This window comes from Nostoc sp. NMS2 (genome assembly GCF_017115105.1).
Classification (GTDB): Bacteria; Cyanobacteriota; Cyanobacteriia; order Cyanobacteriales; family Nostocaceae; genus Nostoc.
Window position 1 is genome coordinate 41,012 of the sequence record NZ_JABXKH010000131.1, and the last position, 18,780, is coordinate 59,791.

Here is an 18,780-nt window from a genome sequence, read left to right on the forward strand (position 1 = left end):
GATATATCTGTAGTTATGAAAATTTTGTAATTATTTGTGGCTTTTTCGGAATTATACACTATGCACAAAAGTTTTTAATATTTTTTATTAATATAAGTAAGCTGGCATAAATAAACCAAATTATGTTACGAAACGTAAATTAGGCTTAAAGTCTTTACTAATGAACAATGACAAAGCACAAATGACAGCCCTTGCCAGTTAGCTTTAATTGCGCCAACCTACTTAAAAGCTTTAATTCTCTTAAGGCAGATCAGACGACGATCCCTTGCTTTTCGCCTAGCGAGGAAGTGAGTTTTGCCGTTTCATCTATCCCAGGATTAATAGGCTGGGATCATCGCTTAATGAATAAACTCAATGTTATGGTAAAGCTATATGAAAAATATCTTCATAAAGCCTATCTATAAATTCTATGTATGTTTTATGCATAGCAATTTTGGCGTTTCCTGCAATTGCTAACAGTAGTTTTCTCATTACCAGCAATCAAATGAAATGTCAAGCGCGATTGTGATAATTAAAACCCAATAAAACAAGCACATACTTTAAAACTGGATGTTTTTCTCGCTTTCTCCAAAGATTGGCAAGATGGAAGTCAAAACACAAATGATGGAAAATCGAATTCTTTACGTTCGCCTTCCTTGTAACCCCATCTTTCCTATTGGGGTTGTCTACTTGAGCGATCATGTCCATAAGCAGTTTCCTAATATTGAACAGCGCATCTTTGATTTAGGAACAGTGCCACCTTTAGACTACAATTCTGCTCTGGATCGCTGTATTGATGAATTTAAACCGACACTGCTAGTATTTTCTTGGCGGGATATTCAAATTTATGCTCCAGTTGGCGGACGTGGTGGAAACCCGCTACAAAACGCCTTTGAATTCTACTACGCCAAAAATCCTCTATTAAAACTACGTGGCGGATTCGGCGGTTTAAGAATCTTCATCGCTTACTATGTAGAGTTATGGCAAAACCAGGGCTTAATCAAACGCGGTTTAAAGCGTGCCAAAAAATATAATTCTAATGCCCGTGTAGTTGTAGGTGGTGGTGCAGTCAGCGTATTTTATGAACAATTGGGTAAAAGTTTACCCAATGGGACAATTATTTCTGTGGGTGAAGGGGAAACCCTGCTGGAAAAACTTTTAAGCGGCAAAGATTTTCAAGATGAACGCTGTTATGTTGCCGGAGAAACTCAACCACGGAAACGGCTGATTCACGAACAACCCACTCCAATAGAAAAAACAGCTTGTAACTACAACTATATCGAAACCATCTGGCCGGAATTTAACTTTTACCTGCAAGAAGAAGACTTTTATATAGGTGTACAAACGAAGCGTGGTTGTCCCCACAACTGTTGTTATTGCGTCTATACAGTTGTTGAAGGCAAACAAGTACGCATCAACCCAGCAGATGAAGTAGTTGCTGAGATGCGCCAATTATACGATCGCGGCATTCGCAATTTCTGGTTTACCGATGCCCAATTCATCCCCGCACGAAAATTTATTGACGATGCCATAGAACTATTGCAAAAAATCGTCGATTCTGGTATGACAGATATCCACTGGGCAGCATATATCAGAGCCGACAATTTGACACCAGAGTTGTGTGACTTGATGGCGAAAACTGGGATGAACTATTTTGAAATCGGGATTACCAGTGGTTCTCAAGAACTCGTGCGGAAAATGCGGATGGGGTATAATCTGCGAACCGTCTTGCAAAACTGCCGTGACTTAAAAGCAGCTGGTTTCAACGACTTAGTTTCCGTCAACTACTCCTTTAACGTTATTGACGAACGTCCCGAAACCATCCGTCAAACCATCGCCTACCACCGCGAACTAGAACGGATTTTTGGTGCTGATAAAGTTGAACCTGCCATCTTCTTTATAGGACTGCAACCCCATACCCATTTAGAAGAATATGCTTTCAAAGAAGGCATCCTCAAACCAGGGTACGATCCAATGAGTTTGATGCCGTGGACAGCTAAAAAACTTCTCTGGAATCCCGAACCCCTTGGTTCATTCTTCGGCGAAGTCTGCTTGCAAGCTTGGCAACAAAACCCCAACGACTTCGGGCGTGAAGTCATGAAAATCTTAGAAGAAAAGCTTGGTTGTGCCGACTTAGAAGCAGCACTTTCCGCACCAATAGAAACGAAAGAAAAACAGTTAGCGGGTATATCCTAAAAAACACTAATTCTAATTTTCTTCCCCTCTCTTTCTCTGTGTCCTCAGCGCCTCTGCGGTTATTTTTACCAAATCCCATGTTAGAAGGTTCAATCTTACAACAGCTAGAAACAGCCCATCGCCACACCACCAGGCCAATTCGATTCGGTGTTTACTACAAAAATACCTTAGTTGCCCTGTGCCACGCTCTCGAAGACCATATCTTAACCGACGACGGTACACCCCTAGTGATCACAGCCTTCCAACAGGGGAAATGGTATCTACAAGAAGCTGAACGATATGCAGACATCGCCCAGCGCAGCCGCCAAATTGCCATCATGGCCGCCTCTGAATCCGGCTTTGGAGAACATCCTACCAGCCTTCTACCCAATGTAGACTTAGTAGGATTAGATGCAGGCGATCCTGTGGCGCAGGAGTGGCACTTAATTATTTTATCGCCTAAATACACAGCAATGGTAATTTGTCAAGAATTATCAGAAGCTGATTATGGTAGCACTGGTATACCGACATCAGACTTAGAGCGCAAATTCTATGGCTTGTGGACATTTGAGCCAGAGTTAGTGCAAGAGACAGCAGAAATAGCGATCGCTCACATCAAAAAATACAACCCAGAACTGGCTAAAAAACTCACAGCCGATAAACAACAAATTGTACCGTCAATGGACAGATCCCAAAATTTAGGTGCAGTTGTTTCCCGTGTAGTAGATTATCTCCAGACTGGGCAAGATAATTTATCCATCCCCACAGCGCCTCAGAAACAAACCCTAGATCGCAACTTGGTTTCTAACGAAATCCAAGCCTTTTTGCGAATGGCGCAACTGATGGATATGGCAGATGTCAACAATCCAATGGCAGCTGCGGAAGTAGTAGTACTTGCTGAAGCGATCGCCCAGCTTTTGGATCTTCCCGCATGGCAGATTAAAAGATTGCGGCTAGCAGCTTTGTTACATCGCATAGATCCATTACAAAAAGCTGAAAGCGTACTCACTGGTGGTATATCCACACGCTACCAAGAAGATGCCCCCAGTTCCCCCTTAACTTGTCCCTTAGTCCCAGGGGCGCAAGTATTGCGAACCATGCCAAGACTGCGAGCAGTTGCCCAAATTATCACTCACCAAAGCGAGTGGTGGAATGGCACAGGAGAACCAGCAGGTTTAGCTGGAGATGAAATTCCTCTAGAGTCGAGGATTTTGGCATTATTGGCAGACTTTCAGTGGCGAGTCAATGAGCGAAAATCGTCAAATCAAAGCCGAGAACAGATATTTACTCAAGCGTTAGATGAGTGCAAACAGCAACAATCTAACCGCTTTGATCCTAAACTTGTAGATACCCTAACTTTATTAGTTATGGGTTTACAACAGGGACTAGACTTACCCATCATGACACCCAAAGTCAGCGCCGGCATCTGGATACTTGATTCCCAATGGGATAGCCAAAGCAAGATAAGTGAAGAGATTGGTAGTTACTTTACATGAATATTGAAGCCATTAGATTAGGAAAACTCAAACAACTTCCAGGGGCAAATTTAGAAGACGAGGAACTCTCCCGACTAGATTTAAGCCGGATTAATCTTGCTGGTGCTACCCTTGTCGGCACTAATTTTGCTGGTTCTAAACTCGAAGGCGGGCATTTGGAGGGAGCAAATTTGATGGGAGCAAACCTCCAAGCAACTGACTTGCGGGCGAATTTGATGGGAGCAAACCTGATGCAAGCAGATTTAACGGGTGCTGACTTGCGGGGTAGTAACTTGCGTGGCGCTAACTTGATGGGAGCAAGACTCAGTGATGTGTCATTGGTGGGTGCTTTCTTGAGTGGTGCTAATTTGATGAACGTCAACTTGCAAGGTGTTGATTTGCGCGGTGCTGACTTGCGCGGCGCAAACCTGACTGGGGCAAATCTCAAAGGTGCAGATTTGAGTCGCGCTGATTTGCAAGGGACGTTATTGAGTGAAGCAAACCTGGAAGAAGCTGACTTGAGAGAGGCGAATTTAGCAGGGGCGAATTTAACAGGAGCAAATTTACTCTGTGCAGAGTTAGAAGGTGCAAATTTGAGCGGCGTTAATTTGAATAAAGCCTGTGTGGTGGGTACAGTGGTTGAGACGCTTGCGTAAAGATTGCACCAAAAAACCACCGATGCCGATTATTTGTATTTTTGAGGACTACTCAGAATGACACCTGTCGCCGCCCAAGTCTCAATCACTGCAATCATTCTCATGTTAACCGCGATCGCAAATCGGCAATGGGAACAGTTCCAAGAACTGGAGGCAAATTTTGTATCCCAGTATGGCGTAGAGGTATGGCAAGAGGTTTTTAATTTCCGTCTAAAGCCAGCATTGGATAAAGATTCTGACAGATGGCTACTGATTCAGTGGTGTGGTGAAGGAATTATCTCAGTCAAAAATGTGGCGTAGGTGCGATCGCTTAATTTAGAATCTGTGCCAAATCCAACACAAACCCAGGTAGCACATCTTCTCCTGACAAACTAGTGGGGGATTGTAAAACCTCAACATCTTTACCTGGACGGTAAATTTCGACTCGCTGGTTTTGGGGGTCAATCAGCCAACCTAGACGTACACCATTATCAATGTACTCTTGCATTTTTTGTTGCACAGTCTTCAAGCTATCGCTAGCAGAGCGTAATTCTACGGCAAAATCAGGAGCCATTGGTAAGAACTTCGCCGGATCTGGGTTGAGGACTGCTAATCTTTTCCGACTTACCCAAGATGCATCAGGCGATCTGTTAGCACCATTGGGAAGCTTAAAACCTGTTGAAGAATCAAAAGCTAGTCCTGTACCATCAGCATCAGCCCAATACTCTACCCTAGCTGTCAGTTTTGAATTGCGATTTCCGCTTTCCCATCCAGTTGGCGGCATAATAATCAGTTCTCCCTCTGCTGTGCGCTCAAGGCGGAGATCACGATTATTCTGGCAGAGTTGGAAGAACTGGTCATCTGTTAGCTCAATGGTAGGACTTAAGTTGAGAATTAAGGCAGTCATAATTGCTTCTCAAGCTTGATAAATGTAGTTTAGCATTTGCTGTTGTAGTTCCTTTGACGACAGATGCGATCGCACGCTCGGTATGGGATACTAGAAAAATTTTTCAGAAGAGACTAATGATAGGTATTAAGATGCGGTTATAAACCAACTAATCTCGATAATTTTGAGATTCATCACCAAACCCACTGAATATTATAGGCATCAAAAACCGAATCACGACTAATCAAAAGAAGGGAATGATTCATCGCCTGTGCCACTAGAATACGATCAAACGGATCTCGATGATGCAGTGGTAAATAACGGAATTGAGCAGTATCGGTAAAGGTAATAGGGAGAATCGTGATACCCGCAGCAATTAGTTTAGGTTCAATCTCTTCAAAAGCACCCTGTAGGGATAGTTTTCCAATGTTGAGTTTAATCGCCATTTCCCAAAGACTTGCAATACTAAAGAAAACAGCCTCAGCAGATTCAATCTTTTCTCTAGTTAATACTGGCAGGGTTGCATCATTCGAGACAAACCAGATAAAAGCATGAGTATCCAATAGTAATCTATTCATTCCACATATTCTTTCATATCTTCAAGCGGCTCATCAAAGTCATTAGGTAATGGTAGAACAAACATTCCTTTCATAGTTCCAGCAACGCGACGCTTGTTTGTCTGCTTTTCTTCGGTAGAGTTTTTAGCGTGCTTCTCTATCAAAAACTCAATCTAATGAAGCACTTCTGTCTGAAGAGACTCAGGGAGTTCTTCTAATTTTTCTAAAATGACTGGCTGTATCATTGTTTTTTCTCCTTGGCAATTTTTATGAAAAACATCACAGCTATATTTGTTTGAAGTGTTTTTAATGCTGTGTGCTGTAGCTGACACCCATGCAGTCATCTAGTACATTTTTGGCGATTTGCGATTATCAATATATTCTTGTGGGAAAATTTGCCTTCCTAATACCAATGCTTCTTGCCTTTCCTCATCTGTCATATAATCATCTCCCTTGAGTCCTTTCGGGGTGCGTTGAGGATTTCCTCCTGCATCTAAATATCGCTGACGTGCGATCGCAAATAATTCTAATATCCTTTGCGCTTGCTGCTGTTTAATGGTGTTAGATTGCTTCATCGTTTAATTAAAGACTTCCCCTAAGTGCGCTCTTAATTTATCGATATTATTATCCCATTCAGACATCAAGCTTGGACTAGACAACAATTTAGCTTTAGTGTCATACCAACCCCAGTTGGCTCTCATTTCCTTCTGATCAAGAGGAATACGGCTGGGATTGTTGAAATCAGCAATCCAATGAACCTTAACCCATCGGAAAATACCCCATGTACCTGTTTCCCATTGAGGTTTATCTTCACTTCCCTCATTAACCAGTTCAACTACGTGCGTCAAGTATCGGTCGTGATACCCATTTGGTTTTTGAGAAAGGATGATAAGAGATCCTTTTGGTAAGTAAAAGGCGTGAGTATCTACACCTATACCCTCTTTAAAGTTTAACTGAAAGTAAGCTCCAACAGGAAAACTTTCATACGCCCAATCTTCATCATCATTGACATTTTTTATATATTCCAAACGAGCTAAATCCATTATTATATAACCCTAAATATTTGTTTGATGTTGAATCTTTAAAAACCTTTTGGCTACACTCTGACACTTTGCCTAAATGGAATATTAATTAATGTAGTTTCTTTTTAGCCGAGATTTTATTTTTGTACAAGTTCATTACCCATTTTTAATTTTTCACTGTTCGCCCTCGTATCCACAAAGCTAGTACACTCATCAACAAAACCCCCATCACTCCTTGCAGAGGATTATTATTCACACCAGTTACCCAATCAGGAACTTGACCAGAATATTTCACTAATTTACCTACATTAATAATGTAGTAACCCCAAACTAAACCACCATGTAAACCAATTGGAAAACCCAAGCGTCCCCTCCGCCAACGCTTTCCCCATACTTGCGTTAACCCCAGCAGTACTAAAGCTGGAAATTGCGGCAGTGTATGAATAATTGCCTCCAAGGGTTTAATAAAGTGCAATGTAGCAAACGCAGTTGCATCTGTCCACAGTGCCACACGCAGACTGTAATCTCGTTGTAATTCATCTAGCAACCAGCCTCGAAATAATAATTCCTCAGCAAAACCGATGCCTAAGCCAACAAGTAAACCCTCTAAAATTACTTTCAGCAAAAAAACTTTCGGTTGTTGCCACACCAACCAACCCAACAAATTTTGTACCCCAAAAAGTATCAGAATATTAATTATCCCTAGAGCCAAGCCACGCAGTAAATCCACACCATTTTGGCGCGTGAATTCTAAGCCATAATATCGCAGAATTTGTGGCTGCTGGTAGACATATTTACCCCATAATTTCAGAAGAAAAATAAATACTGCATATAACAATACCAATGTCAATATACTTTCTAAGTTTGAATCATGTACTAGTAAGTATATTGGTGTAGCCAATGGCAACCATAGCAACAATAAAGTCAAAATAAAAGCACCCAGCCTAATAGGGGCAGGGCGTTCAGCTAAACGGACAGGGTTTTCTTTCATCCTAAATAAGTCAAAATAATTCGTAATTCATAATTACAATCAGTCTTAGCTCTGAACTTTTCACTATCTTGTTGTCCACTAAATTAAAAATTCAGTGCGGGTTGCTGTACTCTTTTGAATTACGAATTACGAATTACGAATTACGAATTATTTGACTATTCGTCAGGTTCAATTGTGCTACTTAAACCGTGACTAATCAAGGTTTCGCAATAGAACTCAGCGTGTTCCAGAGCGCAAGTAATGACTAAAGCTAGCCCGTTAGTATGGGCTTCCATCATGATGCTAACTGCTTGAGGTTGAGTAAGGCTTGGTACAGTGGCTATTAGTGACTGCACAACATGCTCCATAGAGTTGTAATCGTCGTTATGGAGCAAAACGCGATACCGAGGCGCTAGCTTACGGGTTGTGGAAGGCTTTTGAATAGTTTCAACTGACACGGCTCTTTGCTCTTTTCTTGTTGATTCACTACGACAAAATGTCTGTGTAGCGATCGCTTAACAGTTATTTACCTATTCTATAGTATTTCTGTTCAGATACTATGCTAGAAAAACCACTCTACTTAGTTTTGCGTAGCCACTTGTGAGGCAGATGTCTGAGACATAGTTGCCGTGAGAGTGCTACCCTAATCTTACAGAAGCTTCCTCAAACGTAGCGCATTTTCATTTTTTAAATTAAGGAAATTGCAAAATAATCCTTGCCCCTGCCCAAACTCCATAATCATGGACATTAGCTTAGATTTTCTTCAACCAGGACAAATTGTGTCTTTAGAGCATACCGACAGAAATCTGTATGCAGAAGTCATTCAATTTGTAGTTTCCCGCCAGTTGTGCTGGGTGCGTCCTTTATTAATGGTTACTTTGATTCAAGAATCGCCGCTAATTACCGATTTGCGAGATGTATCTGACTTGCTTTGGCCTGCCAAGTTATTTCGGCCAGCATTAGACACAGAAGTAATTACCTTCTTGAGTCAAGTTTTAGCAAAAGAACCAAAAACTGAACCTGACTCAGCCGCCAAGCAGCAACTTAATCAATTTATTCACCAACTGTGGCAAGCATATCAATAGGCATCGGGCAAAGGATATGACCGAAAAGGCAGGGGAGCAGGGGGCAGGGCGAAAGATATTTAGATTACCCTGCCTGACTATCTTTTCAGAGCAAGTAAATTTATTTATGCCCAAAAGTAAAAATATTTATTATGCCTACGGCACGCTGCGCGAACGAGATGTGTAACACGAGAAATAATACTTCCTTAGTTCAGAGCAACTACATTTATGTGTGTGGATTTCCCCCCTACTCCCTTCTCCCTGCCCCTTTTCCTCTTATTGACTAAAAGTTAGTTTATCATGTTTATCTGGAGCGCCAACACCCATATTGATGATATCAACTCCCTTCGCAACGAGTTCATTCTGCTTGTGGACAATTTCAGCAAACAAAAGGGAGGAATTTTTCTCGGCGTTTAGCGAACTACATGGCGATTGACTATGAATACACAATGCAGAGGGTTATTAGCACCGTTTACGCTATTCTAGCTATTTAAATAATCAACCTCATAGAAAAATACAAACAATAATATCGCCCTTATGATCGCACCTGCCTTTACTAAAACTTGTTTTACTAACTCGGAATTTTGATTACTTCAGTATTCATCAAATTCACTTGATATACCTCTATGCGTAAGCAGTTAGGAATATCCGAAGCTAGGAACCAACTTAATTCTACCAGCATCCATCTCGGACATTAATAATTCCAGAGCTTCGTAATCAACATCAGAAATGTAACCAAGTTCCGTCAGTTCTGAGTTGATTTCATTTTCTATCTCAGGAGTTAGTTTCTTAATGTCAAGAGCTTTTTCTACCAATTTCCGAATAGCGTACTGAGTTCTCATAAGTAATAATCCAACTGTAATATGATACTAACTACCCCGGATAACTCTAAGTATAAAAAGCGAGCTAAATACTAATTTCCTTGTGATATAGATCACATTCAATTAGTTAAATAGATAATTCGCTAGGACTCTGGCGTATGCCATCAGCAACGCTAAAGTGGGAGATTTAACTTACCGTTAAGACTTGGCTAAATTAGCTTGAGTTATAGACTAAGCAAGTTTTCTCAGCATAGTTACTGATGATTTGTTTGCTCTATGGCTGTCTATGTTGATTGTTTTTGAACTGAGATAAAAAAAAAGTATATATAAACACATTTTAACCTGGAATTATAACAATCTTTAAACAGAGATACTAAAGAAATAAAGATTCAGCAAAGAGAGCTAAGACGTATGGTCGATGCAACAGAATAGAGTTTATGTTCAAATAATCCTTAGCTTGACGCTTCAATAATTCTCAATAGGATGTAACTATGCAAGCAGTGCTTAACTATCCCAAGATTGCAGTCATTCGCCCCCAAGGGTGTTTGAATGCTACAAACGCCTTGGAATTTGAACGAGATATGACCACAGCGTTGGCACAAAATGATATTTCCATCTTGGTAGTAGACCTCGCCGCAGTAGAATCGTTAGACAGCGCGGGGTTGATGGCATTGTTATCTATACACAAACTAGCTCTTAGTTTAGGAAGGGGTTTCCGACTTTGTGCTGTTGCTCCGTCAATTAGAATTATTTTTGAACTAACGCAACTTGATAGAGTGTTTGAAATATTGGATGGTGAAGTTGAGTTAGCCGCAACATAAACTTTATGCAAAAGCACAAAGGTTCAGTTAAAAAGCGGACTTTATGTAAAGGAGTTATAAGTTACAACGATAAATTATGTTAGAAGACCTAATTAAATGCTAAAGTTTGGTTTGGGTAGCTGTAATTAAGGTGGCTAGAAGATAGCACAGTGGCTGTTGCAGTTGAGAAATTAATAACATCGGATATTTTAAAACCAGGGCGTTACCTTGGTAATGAGCGTTTAGCAGTACACAAAGCTTGGGATAAGGCAGCAATACGCTGGGTCTTAACCTACCCGGAAGTATATGAAGTCGGTGCATCTAATTTAGGGCACGTTATCCTATACAACATCTTGAATGCCCAACCGCGTCAATTGTGCGATCGCGCCTACCTCCCAGGAAAAGACCTGGCGGCCAAACTACGCGAAACTAATACGCCATTGTTTGCGGTAGAGTCAAAGCGATCGCTCACAGAATTCGACATTTTAGGCTTTAGCCTCAGTTACGAACTGGGTGCAACTAATATCCTAGAAATGTTGGATCTGGCTGGAATTCCCTTGACGTGGCAAGAAAGGCAGGGAAGCAGCACTTCGGCTACGCTCAGTGACCGAGGGGCAGAGGAGCAGGGGGGCAGGGGAGAATTTAGCGATACCCAGCCCTCCTATCCGTTGGTTTTTGCTGGTGGGCAAACAGCAACATCGAATCCTGAGCCTTACGCCGACTTTTTCGACTTTATCGCCCTTGGAGATGGAGAGGAACTACTGCCAGAAATTGGTTTGGTATTGGAAGAAGGCAAACAAGCAGAATTGAGTCGGCAAGAGATATTACTGGATTTGGCACAGATACCAGGCGTATATGTCCCTCAGTTTTACGACATGGCAGAGGATGGCTCAGTGCATCCTTGTCGCTCTGACGTACCAAAACGAATTCTGCGACGGGTTGCAACCCCTATACCAGCATATTCTATTGGGTTAGTTCCCTACGTAGAAACGGTACATGACCGCTTGACGATTGAAATTCGGCGCGGTTGCACTCGTGGCTGTCGCTTCTGTCAACCAGGAATGCTGACTCGGCCAGCACGGGATGTGGAACCCGATAAGGTTGTAGAAGCAATTGAACAGGGAATGCGGGCAACTGGTTACAATGAGTTTTCCCTACTATCTCTAAGTTGTTCTGATTATTTGTCCCTACCAGCAGTGGGGATGGAAATCAAAAATCGCTTAAAAAATGAAAACATTTCTCTGACTCTACCAAGCCAACGGGTAGACAGATTTGATGAAAATATTGCTAATATCCTTGGAGGTACGCGGCAAGGTGGATTAACTTTTGCTCCAGAAGCTGGTACTCAGCGGATGCGAGACATCGTAAATAAAGGTTTGACCAATGAAGAATTGTTGCGGGGAGTGAAAACCGCTTGGGAGCAAGGCTGGGATAAAATCAAGTTGTATTTTATGATTGGCTTGCCGGGTGAGACGGATGTTGATGTTTTGGGCATTGCGGAAACAGTCAGCTGGCTACAGCGAGAATGTCGGGGTAAAGGCAGAAAACCCCTAAACTTTAACCTGACAATTTCTAACTTTACGCCCAAGCCCCATACACCATTCCAGTGGCACTCAGTTTCTACCACTGAATTTAAGCGCAAACAAAACCTGTTGCGGCAAGAATTCCGTCGGATGAAGGGAATAAAGGTAAATTTTACCGATGTCCGCATTTCGGCAATGGAAGATTTTGTGGGACGAGGCGATCGCAATTTGAGCAAAGTAGTCCGCCGCGCCTGGGAATTGGGTGCAGGGATGGATTCCTGGTATGAAAATTTAGATCGAGCTTTTAGCGCTTGGGGAGATGCGATCGCTCAAGCCGATCTAGATTGGAAATACCGCCAAGTAGAAAATGGCGAATGGAATTTGTTTCACGCACAAGAGCAGAACAAATCGCCAGATGCGGAAAATACCCCACAGACGCGATTAATCGCGTTCCCAAGTACAGACGCGATTAATCGCATTTCTCCCCACTCCCTCGATACTCCCCTACCTTGGGATCATATTGATACCGGGATTGATAAAAACTGGCTCAAAGAAGACTTGCAACGTGCCTTAGCAGCCGCAATTGTACCCGACTGCTCTTTTGAAGGTTGTTCTCACTGTGGCGTATGTGGAACCGACTTTGGCCATAACGTCGTGATTGCACCACCTGTTATCCCACAATTCGCTGGCGAGTTTGTTCCCAACACAACCAAGGCACAACGACTACGAGTTTGGTTTGGAAAACAAGGTAACATGGCTTTGGTAAGCCACCTAGATTTAATCCGTCTGTTTGACCGAGTTGTGCGGCGAGCAGGCTTGCCAATTGCTTTTACTGGTGGGTTTCATCCAATGCCGCGAATTTCTGTAGCAACTGCATTGGCTCTAGGGGCTACTAGTAGTGGTGAAATTGCGGATTTTGAGTTAACTGTACCAGTGGATATCGATATTTTTCGAGAAGAATTGGTTCGGGAAATGCCCACAGACATACCTATATATAATGTGGAGCAGATAGATTTAAAAACTCCGGCAGCTACTCAACTGTTAGAAACCGCAGAATATTTAATTACCGTAGCAGCACTTGAAGAAACAACACCTATACAATGGCAAAACTGGATTGATACCATCAAAGCAAAAGATGAGCTTTGGTACGAGCATACAACAAAGTCAGGCAAGAGCCAGTTAATAAATCTGCGCGATCGCTTATTTGAACTGGAATTAATAGAAACCCACAAAGGCATTGCAGAATCTATATCTGTTATCCGTTATGTAGGTAGCTATCGCCAAGATGGTTTTCTATTGCGTCCTGAACAAATCCTGTTTATGCTAGGGACAGTGGCTAGTGGAGAATTTCAACTCCTACACATCCACCGCAATCGGCTAATTTTAGCGGTATAATCCCTGTAGGGCAGCTTGCTAGTAGTTGTCCTAACATGATACATCGTCGGAATTGATTTTTAGCAAGGTTGCGTTAGAATGGGGTGAAGAGAATTTTTCTGGCGCTGCATTGAATTAGCTGGTTCACTACCCTGGTGTTCAGGGGGCAAAAGCAAAGATATTAGAGTGCAACTTCTAGGATTTTATCCCAGACAAACTGAGGCAGATTAAAGAACACACTCTCTCTCTATAGCTACCTTGTGAATCAGTAACTAACAGCAGGCTCAGTTAGCTTCTCTAAATCCATACTTTTTCAACAACTGCTGAATGTCTAACCCCCAGTATTGCCCAAGAGCTAGTGCGTTACTCATCTAGAGTTGTTCGCCCTTGTTGTTACCGTAGGGTAAACAACTGCTGTAGGTTAAGCCAATTTGCAGACGTTCACCAGACGCGCAAAGCGCCGCTTAAAAGTAGGGTAGCAGCTGGCGTTGCTGAGTATAACCCTTAAGAATAAATCCAGGGAATGGAAAATAGAAATAGTTTCTTTTTCTTAACGACTTCAGTAGGTTACTCTCAAAAAAAGCTTCCTGAGTTAAAAACTCACTCAGGATTCAGAACTTTCAACTCAGAACTCTCTTCATTGAGAGGATTGCATTGCAAATCAACCATAGACGGTTGATTTAATTGCTTAAACATGCAGCCGTTCTGGAATAATCCGCCGTGAAAACGCTCTTAAGAGCGCCAATAGCTATTTAACTTAGAACATCAGGTTTGCGATTTTTATCATCAGTAGCGCCTTTTGAGGGTTGCAAGGGCAACAAAGGTATAACAAACCCCCAGACCTATTGGTGCTGCCAATTTTTGAGGAAATTGAATGCCAAAACAAATTATCATCGCGGAGCAGCACCAAATTGCTGCTGTCTTTTCCGAAGATCAAATACAGGAACTCGTTGTTGCTACCGGTCATCATCAAATAGGTGATATCTACTTAGGGGTAGTAGAAAACGTACTACCTGGGATAGATGCGGCTTTTGTGAATATTGGCGACCCAGAGCGTAACGGTTTTATTCATGTCACCGACTTGGGGCCATTGAAGCTAAAGCGTACCGCAGCAGCCATTACAGAACTATTAGCACCACAGCAGAAAGTTTTGGTGCAAGTAATGAAAGAGCCAACGGGAACAAAAGGGCCCAGGCTCACGGGTAATATCACCTTACCCGGACGCTACGTAGTACTGATGCCTTATGGTAGAGGGGTAAATTTATCCCGACGAATTAAAAGTGAAAGTGAGCGCAACCGCTTGCGGGCACTAGCGATTTTGGTCAAACCGGCGGGAATGGGTTTGCTCGTGCGTACAGAAGCCGAAGGCAAACCAGAAGAAGCGATTATGGAAGATTTGGAGTTGCTGCAAAAGCAATGGGAGGCGATTCAGCAGGAAGCGCATTCTACCCGTGCCCCAGCACTACTCAACCGAGACGATGACTTTATCCAGCGCGTATTGCGGGATATGTACGGCGCGGATGTCAATCGGATTGTCGTAGATTCCAGTACTGGTTTGAAGCGTGTCAAACAGTACTTGCAGAATTGGAGTGGCGGTCAAACACCGCAAGGATTGTTGATCGATCATCACCGCGATCGCTCCCCAATTTTAGAGTATTTCCGCATCAGTGCTGCCATTCGAGAAGCCCTGAAACCAAGAGTAGACCTACCTTCTGGAGGTTATATCATCATCGAGCCAACGGAGGCACTAACCGTAATCGATGTTAACTCAGGTTCCTTCACGCGATCGGCAACAGCTAGAGAAACAGTTTTGTGGACAAACTGCGAAGCTGCAACCGAAATTGCTCGCCAGTTGCGTCTGCGGAATATCGCCGGAGTGATTGTCGTTGATTTTATTGATATGGAATCACGACGTGACCAACTGCAAGTTCTCGAACACTTTAATAAAGGACTCAAAGCAGACAAAGCTCGTCCCCAGATTGCTCAACTTACGGAACTGGGTTTAGTAGAACTGACCCGCAAACGTCAGGGTCAAAATATTTACGAATTGTTTGGTGAAACTTGTCCCACGTGCGGCGGTTTAGGGCATACTGTGCGTCTGCCTGGAGAACTCGAAAACCGATTACCAATACCCGCAGAAACACCAGAGCGTGAGCGTTTTGTATCCCTACCTCACCGAGAACCACGTCAGCCAGCTGCCCGCGTCCCGGAACCACGAGAAAGAGAAACTTATGATGGGTTTGGGGAAGCATTTGAAGGCGACTCGGAATCGGCTAACCTAAATCTGATTAATCATCCTAGTTATCAAGAACTTAATGATAATAAGCGTCGTACCCGCACTCGCCGCAGTCGAATTGGCATCAATGGGTTAAACGGGAAAGATGAATCTCGGGTTATTGCCAATCCACTAGCTTTTGTCAACGAGCCAGATTTAGACCTTGATATAGAACCAGAATTAGGAGTTATACCAGAAATTCCCTCACCCACCCTTGGTAAACCAGGTTGGAATGAAAGAGTAGAGCGCACTGTAGAGCGTGCTAAAGTTATCAAGGCAGAACCAGTTAAACCAGTGGTAGAACCACCGGAGATTAGAACTGTAGAAATGAGCCTCCCAGAACAGGATATGTTTGCCTTGATGGGAATATCTCCCTTGGTGAAGTTAGAGCAAGAGGTTAAAAATACCAAATCTGTGATTATTAATGTGATTCAGCCTGGTCAAGTGCGAACGACTCCAACTGAATCCATCTCAGAATCACCTATTGCCCAAAAAGTAACACCTGAAGTAGTTGCAACTAAGTTACCAATACCAAAAGTTATTGAGCCAGAACAAAAATCTTTGATAGAAGAGACAACTGAACCATCTGAGTTGGCTGCCAATCCTTCGGAAAGCTTGTCTGCAAAAGCCTCCGTCAAAGCGATCGCCGATGAAAGTGATGCAAGCACCGCCAATGCGATCGCAGATGAAAGTGATGCCAACAGCGCCGCCACTGCTAGCCGCCGTCGCCGCCGTCGTTCCTCAGCGATCGAGGATAATTAATTTGCTTTATGGTAGAAACATCGCCAACGCCCTTGGAACAATCCAATTGGCTGGAGTTTTCTACCTTGTCAGAGATTCCAGGATTGGTTGCAGGTGTGGATGAAGTAGGGCGAGGCGCTCTATTTGGCCCGGTGGTGGCGGCAGCAGTGATCCTCCCAGATCATGCTTTGCCAATACTGATGGCAGCTAAAATTAAAGACAGTAAACAGTTGTCTAGTTCTCGGAGAACTGAGCTAGCACAGCAAATTTGTGGGCTGGCTATAGACTGGAAAATTGGGTTTGCTTCTACTGCCGAAATTGACAAGATAAATATTTTGCAAGCGACGCTGTTAGCAATGAAGCGGGCTGTACTGAAGTTAAAAGTACAGCCCGCACTATGCTTGGTTGATGGCAATCAGTCAATCAAAAACTTGCTATTGCCACAACAAACAATAGTTAAGGGGGACGAGCGATCGCTCACTATTGCCTCTGCTAGTATTGTTGCCAAGGTTTGGCGTGACGATCTGGTACTACGTCTAGCATTGAAATACCCTATGTACAACCTAGAGCGTAATAAGGGTTATGGTAGCCAACGGCATTTGCTGGCTCTGCAACAATACGGGCCATCGCCCCTACATCGTCAGTCTTTTCGTCCTTGCCAAATCAAAGTATTGAACACTGAGTGATTAAATGATTACTCAGGATTCAAGATTGGCAATTCGGTACTGTCACTGTCAAGTCCTCTATCTTTAGTTTGTGATATCACCCAGTTGCGATAATCAGCCAAAAGTTGATTTAATAACCGTTGCTTAACCGACAACAGCACGCTTTTGAGCAAACCATTACCAGTAGCTTCTAAAATTGGCTTAGGAGTAAAGGAAAATGGCGGTGGTAAATCCACCAGCACTTCTAAATCAGCCCTTCCTTGCAGACGAGTGCCAGTGCTAAACTCTTTGGGAGACAAATGTCCTTTTAAATTAAGGGCAAAGCGCTGGTTAATATACTCGAAACCCAGGATTTCACAGCCTAGCGATCGCAAATAAATTATTCCATTTGATTCTGCCCAAACTCTCATGTCTACAGTCGGTTGAATACTTAATGACATAAAAGTGAGCGGACGCATTTTCAAGCGAAATACTTCCTCGGAAAGCTGCTGAGTCCTGGTGTTGTCAGCCAAAGCCTTAACTAGACGTTGGGGCTGACGCAAGTAGTGCTGAATGTGAATAGGCTGCTCTGGAACAGCGATTTCAACCGATTGGGAGGCAGTAAACCGGGTAGCCATGAGCGGATAAAAATATCTGTCTTTTAATTTTAATATTTTTTAACAACTTAAATCTAATTATTAGAAAAGTACAAAATTATCGTTGCTTATCAGCTATACAGCATTAGCAAAAATTTGGTACGCTCATTACTATCTTTAGTACAAGAAATATAGATTAGGACTAGCCCCTTTTAGAGATAACAGTTTTTACCAAGAGTAAATATTGAATATATTTGCCAAAGCCAAAATATCATAATCTCTGTTTATACATTAGACTCACAACTCAAGGCTAAAGGCATGACTCTATCGATTGCACATTTAGGGCCTCCCGGCACTTACGCAGAACAAGCAGCTGTTCTTTATGTCAACTGGTTGATTAAAAGTAGGGGAGTTGAAGCTACGTTATCTCCCTATCCCACAATATCGCAGTCACTGCACGCCGTTGCTGATGGTCAAGCTCACCTAGCTGTTGTGCCAGTGGAAAATTCTATTGAAGGGAGTGTTACCACAACACTGGATACACTCTGGCAGTTAGATAGTTTGCGAATTCAGTTGGCTTTGGTATTACCCATTGCCCATACGTTAATCTCCTGTGCGTCTAGCTTAGATAAAATTAAAACTATTTATTCTCACCCACAAGCTTTGGCACAATGTCAGAGATGGTTAGAGCGATTTCTCTCGACTGTACAGATTATTCCCAGCAACTCTACAACCGAAGCACTACAGCGATTGGAGCAAGATACAACAACAGCAGCGATCGCTTCTAGTAGAGCGGCTCAACTCTACAACCTGCCCATACTTGCCACTGGTATTAACGACTATCCAGAAAACTGTACTCGTTTTTGGGTAGTAAGTCAGGGTGAGGCGGACGCTAGATACCAGACATCAACAACACCTACCAGTCATACATCGCTAGCTTTTAGTATGCCTGCTAACACACCCGGTGCATTAGTCAAACCTTTGCAAATCTTTGCTCAACTAGGAATTAACCTTAGCCGGATTGAATCTCGTCCGACGAAGCGATCGCTAGGCGAATATTTGTTTTTCATGGATTTAGAAGTGGATGCCAAGGAAGCACAAATGCAATCTGCTTTAGCAGAATTAACTACCCACACAGAAATTTTAAAAATTCTTGGCGCTTACAATGTTTTGCCGATCAGCGCTGTTACTTGAGAAGTTAAGAGTTATCAGTTATCAGCTAGGGACTACAAATTATAAATTG

At 42.7% G+C, this 18,780-nt stretch carries 21 protein-coding genes; 11 read left to right on the forward strand and 10 right to left on the reverse strand.

Annotated features, from left to right (window positions below; translation table 11 throughout):
- Window positions 1-582: 582 nt before the first annotated feature.
- The 4 genes from HWQ36_RS23055 (at window position 583) to HWQ36_RS23070 (ending at window position 4,585) form a co-directional block, all read left to right on the forward strand.
- Window positions 583-2,175, forward strand: coding sequence for a photosystem II high light acclimation radical SAM protein (locus HWQ36_RS23055; protein WP_292706769.1), 1,593 nt, complete (start codon window positions 583-585; stop codon window positions 2,173-2,175).
- 77 nt (window positions 2,176-2,252) lie between these two features.
- Complete coding sequence (locus HWQ36_RS23060; protein WP_292706771.1) at window positions 2,253-3,650, forward strand: DICT sensory domain-containing protein; 1,398 nt, start codon at window positions 2,253-2,255, stop codon at window positions 3,648-3,650.
- A complete protein-coding gene (locus HWQ36_RS23065; protein ID WP_292706773.1) occupies window positions 3,647-4,285 on the forward strand; it encodes a pentapeptide repeat-containing protein in 639 nt (212 codons plus the stop codon). Before HWQ36_RS23060 ends, HWQ36_RS23065 begins: the two co-directional genes overlap by 4 nt.
- Window positions 4,286-4,342: 57 nt before the next feature.
- Window positions 4,343-4,585, forward strand: a complete 243-nt coding sequence (locus tag HWQ36_RS23070) for a hypothetical protein (RefSeq protein ID WP_292706775.1) — start codon at window positions 4,343-4,345, stop codon at window positions 4,583-4,585.
- Window positions 4,586-4,595: 10 nt separating this feature from the next.
- Here the strand turns inward: HWQ36_RS23070 and HWQ36_RS23075 are convergent, their stop codons facing one another.
- The 8 genes from HWQ36_RS23075 to clpS all read right to left on the reverse strand — a co-directional run bounded on the left by HWQ36_RS23075 (window position 4,596) and on the right by clpS (window position 8,157).
- Window positions 4,596-5,171, reverse strand: a complete 576-nt coding sequence (locus HWQ36_RS23075; protein ID WP_292706777.1) for a Uma2 family endonuclease — start codon at window positions 5,169-5,171, stop codon at window positions 4,596-4,598.
- Window positions 5,172-5,344: 173 nt separating this feature from the next.
- Window positions 5,345-5,728 carry a type II toxin-antitoxin system VapC family toxin gene (locus HWQ36_RS23080; protein ID WP_292706779.1) on the reverse strand — a complete coding sequence of 128 codons (384 nt, stop codon included), beginning with the start codon at window positions 5,726-5,728 and terminating at the stop codon, window positions 5,345-5,347.
- Window positions 5,725-5,871, reverse strand: coding sequence for a DUF2281 domain-containing protein (locus HWQ36_RS23085; protein WP_292706781.1), 147 nt, complete (start codon window positions 5,869-5,871; stop codon window positions 5,725-5,727). The genes HWQ36_RS23080 and HWQ36_RS23085 overlap by 4 nt, the downstream gene beginning before the upstream one ends.
- A gap of 9 nt (window positions 5,872-5,880) precedes the next feature.
- The gene (locus HWQ36_RS23090) at window positions 5,881-6,051 is read right to left on the reverse strand and encodes a hypothetical protein (protein ID WP_292706783.1); all 171 of its coding nucleotides are present in this window, start codon (window positions 6,049-6,051) and stop codon (window positions 5,881-5,883) included.
- On the reverse strand, window positions 6,052-6,282 hold the full coding sequence (locus HWQ36_RS23095; protein WP_292706794.1) for a hypothetical protein: 231 nt from the start codon (window positions 6,280-6,282) through the stop codon (window positions 6,052-6,054). It lies immediately after the preceding gene.
- A gap of 3 nt (window positions 6,283-6,285) precedes the next feature.
- Window positions 6,286-6,750 (reverse strand): hypothetical protein, encoded by a 465-nt coding sequence (locus HWQ36_RS23100; RefSeq protein WP_292706796.1) that lies wholly within the window; start codon window positions 6,748-6,750, stop codon window positions 6,286-6,288.
- Window positions 6,751-6,895: 145 nt separating this feature from the next.
- On the reverse strand, window positions 6,896-7,720 hold the full coding sequence (locus HWQ36_RS23105; protein WP_292706798.1) for a type II CAAX endopeptidase family protein: 825 nt from the start codon (window positions 7,718-7,720) through the stop codon (window positions 6,896-6,898).
- A gap of 155 nt (window positions 7,721-7,875) precedes the next feature.
- Window positions 7,876-8,157, reverse strand: a complete 282-nt coding sequence (gene clpS, locus HWQ36_RS23110; protein ID WP_012410249.1) for an ATP-dependent Clp protease adapter ClpS — start codon at window positions 8,155-8,157, stop codon at window positions 7,876-7,878.
- Between the two features lie 282 nt (window positions 8,158-8,439).
- Here clpS and HWQ36_RS23115 point away from each other — a divergent pair, with 282 nt between their 5' ends.
- Both HWQ36_RS23115 and HWQ36_RS23120 read left to right on the forward strand, forming a co-directional pair.
- Window positions 8,440-8,784: a hypothetical protein gene (locus tag HWQ36_RS23115; protein WP_292706802.1), complete on the forward strand. Its 345-nt coding sequence runs from the start codon at window positions 8,440-8,442 to the stop codon at window positions 8,782-8,784.
- 16 nt (window positions 8,785-8,800) lie between these two features.
- Window positions 8,801-8,950, forward strand: coding sequence for a hypothetical protein (locus HWQ36_RS23120; RefSeq protein WP_292706804.1), 150 nt, complete (start codon window positions 8,801-8,803; stop codon window positions 8,948-8,950).
- A gap of 451 nt (window positions 8,951-9,401) precedes the next feature.
- Here the strand turns inward: HWQ36_RS23120 and HWQ36_RS23130 are convergent, their stop codons facing one another.
- On the reverse strand, window positions 9,402-9,605 hold the full coding sequence (locus tag HWQ36_RS23130; protein ID WP_292706805.1) for a hypothetical protein: 204 nt from the start codon (window positions 9,603-9,605) through the stop codon (window positions 9,402-9,404).
- Window positions 9,606-10,075: 470 nt separating this feature from the next.
- Between HWQ36_RS23130 and HWQ36_RS23135 the strand changes: the two genes are divergently transcribed.
- The 4 genes from HWQ36_RS23135 (at window position 10,076) to HWQ36_RS23150 (ending at window position 16,983) form a co-directional block, all read left to right on the forward strand.
- On the forward strand, window positions 10,076-10,405 hold the full coding sequence (locus HWQ36_RS23135; RefSeq protein WP_292706807.1) for an STAS domain-containing protein: 330 nt from the start codon (window positions 10,076-10,078) through the stop codon (window positions 10,403-10,405).
- A gap of 149 nt (window positions 10,406-10,554) precedes the next feature.
- Window positions 10,555-13,302, forward strand: a complete 2,748-nt coding sequence (locus HWQ36_RS23140; RefSeq protein ID WP_292706809.1) for a TIGR03936 family radical SAM-associated protein — start codon at window positions 10,555-10,557, stop codon at window positions 13,300-13,302.
- Window positions 13,303-14,155: 853 nt separating this feature from the next.
- Window positions 14,156-16,318, forward strand: a complete 2,163-nt coding sequence (locus HWQ36_RS23145) for an Rne/Rng family ribonuclease (protein WP_292706810.1) — start codon at window positions 14,156-14,158, stop codon at window positions 16,316-16,318.
- An 8-nt stretch (window positions 16,319-16,326) separates the two neighbouring features.
- A complete protein-coding gene (locus HWQ36_RS23150) occupies window positions 16,327-16,983 on the forward strand; it encodes a ribonuclease HII (protein ID WP_292706811.1) in 657 nt (218 codons plus the stop codon).
- A gap of 8 nt (window positions 16,984-16,991) precedes the next feature.
- Here HWQ36_RS23150 and HWQ36_RS23155 read toward each other — a convergent pair whose 3' ends face one another.
- Entirely contained in the window at window positions 16,992-17,579 is a 588-nt protein-coding gene (locus HWQ36_RS23155; protein ID WP_292706812.1) for a DUF1997 domain-containing protein, read from the reverse strand.
- A gap of 276 nt (window positions 17,580-17,855) precedes the next feature.
- On the opposite strand from HWQ36_RS23155, the gene pheA reads away from it, so the two are divergent.
- Window positions 17,856-18,731 (forward strand): prephenate dehydratase, encoded by an 876-nt coding sequence (gene pheA / locus HWQ36_RS23160; RefSeq protein WP_292706814.1) that lies wholly within the window; start codon window positions 17,856-17,858, stop codon window positions 18,729-18,731.
- The last annotated feature ends 49 nt before the right edge of the window (window positions 18,732-18,780 follow it).

Coding starts and splice junctions, on each gene's coding strand:
- HWQ36_RS23055 (WP_292706769.1), top strand. CDS start 583: ATGGAAGTCAAAACACAAATGATGGAAAATCGAATTCTTTACGTTCGC.
- HWQ36_RS23060 (WP_292706771.1), top strand. CDS start 2,253: ATGTTAGAAGGTTCAATCTTACAACAGCTAGAAACAGCCCATCGCCAC.
- HWQ36_RS23065 (WP_292706773.1), top strand. CDS start 3,647: ATGAATATTGAAGCCATTAGATTAGGAAAACTCAAACAACTTCCAGGG.
- HWQ36_RS23070 (WP_292706775.1), top strand. CDS start 4,343: ATGACACCTGTCGCCGCCCAAGTCTCAATCACTGCAATCATTCTCATG.
- HWQ36_RS23075 (WP_292706777.1), bottom strand. CDS start 5,171: ATGACTGCCTTAATTCTCAACTTAAGTCCTACCATTGAGCTAACAGAT.
- HWQ36_RS23080 (WP_292706779.1), bottom strand. CDS start 5,728: ATGAATAGATTACTATTGGATACTCATGCTTTTATCTGGTTTGTCTCG.
- HWQ36_RS23090 (WP_292706783.1), bottom strand. CDS start 6,051: ATGACTGCATGGGTGTCAGCTACAGCACACAGCATTAAAAACACTTCA.
- HWQ36_RS23095 (WP_292706794.1), bottom strand. CDS start 6,282: ATGAAGCAATCTAACACCATTAAACAGCAGCAAGCGCAAAGGATATTA.
- HWQ36_RS23100 (WP_292706796.1), bottom strand. CDS start 6,750: ATGGATTTAGCTCGTTTGGAATATATAAAAAATGTCAATGATGATGAA.
- HWQ36_RS23105 (WP_292706798.1), bottom strand. CDS start 7,720: ATGAAAGAAAACCCTGTCCGTTTAGCTGAACGCCCTGCCCCTATTAGG.
- HWQ36_RS23115 (WP_292706802.1), top strand. CDS start 8,440: ATGGACATTAGCTTAGATTTTCTTCAACCAGGACAAATTGTGTCTTTA.
- HWQ36_RS23120 (WP_292706804.1), top strand. CDS start 8,801: ATGACCGAAAAGGCAGGGGAGCAGGGGGCAGGGCGAAAGATATTTAGA.
- HWQ36_RS23130 (WP_292706805.1), bottom strand. CDS start 9,605: ATGAGAACTCAGTACGCTATTCGGAAATTGGTAGAAAAAGCTCTTGAC.
- HWQ36_RS23135 (WP_292706807.1), top strand. CDS start 10,076: ATGCAAGCAGTGCTTAACTATCCCAAGATTGCAGTCATTCGCCCCCAA.
- HWQ36_RS23145 (WP_292706810.1), top strand. CDS start 14,156: ATGCCAAAACAAATTATCATCGCGGAGCAGCACCAAATTGCTGCTGTC.
- HWQ36_RS23150 (WP_292706811.1), top strand. CDS start 16,327: ATGGTAGAAACATCGCCAACGCCCTTGGAACAATCCAATTGGCTGGAG.
- HWQ36_RS23155 (WP_292706812.1), bottom strand. CDS start 17,579: ATGGCTACCCGGTTTACTGCCTCCCAATCGGTTGAAATCGCTGTTCCA.
- pheA (WP_292706814.1), top strand. CDS start 17,856: ATGACTCTATCGATTGCACATTTAGGGCCTCCCGGCACTTACGCAGAA.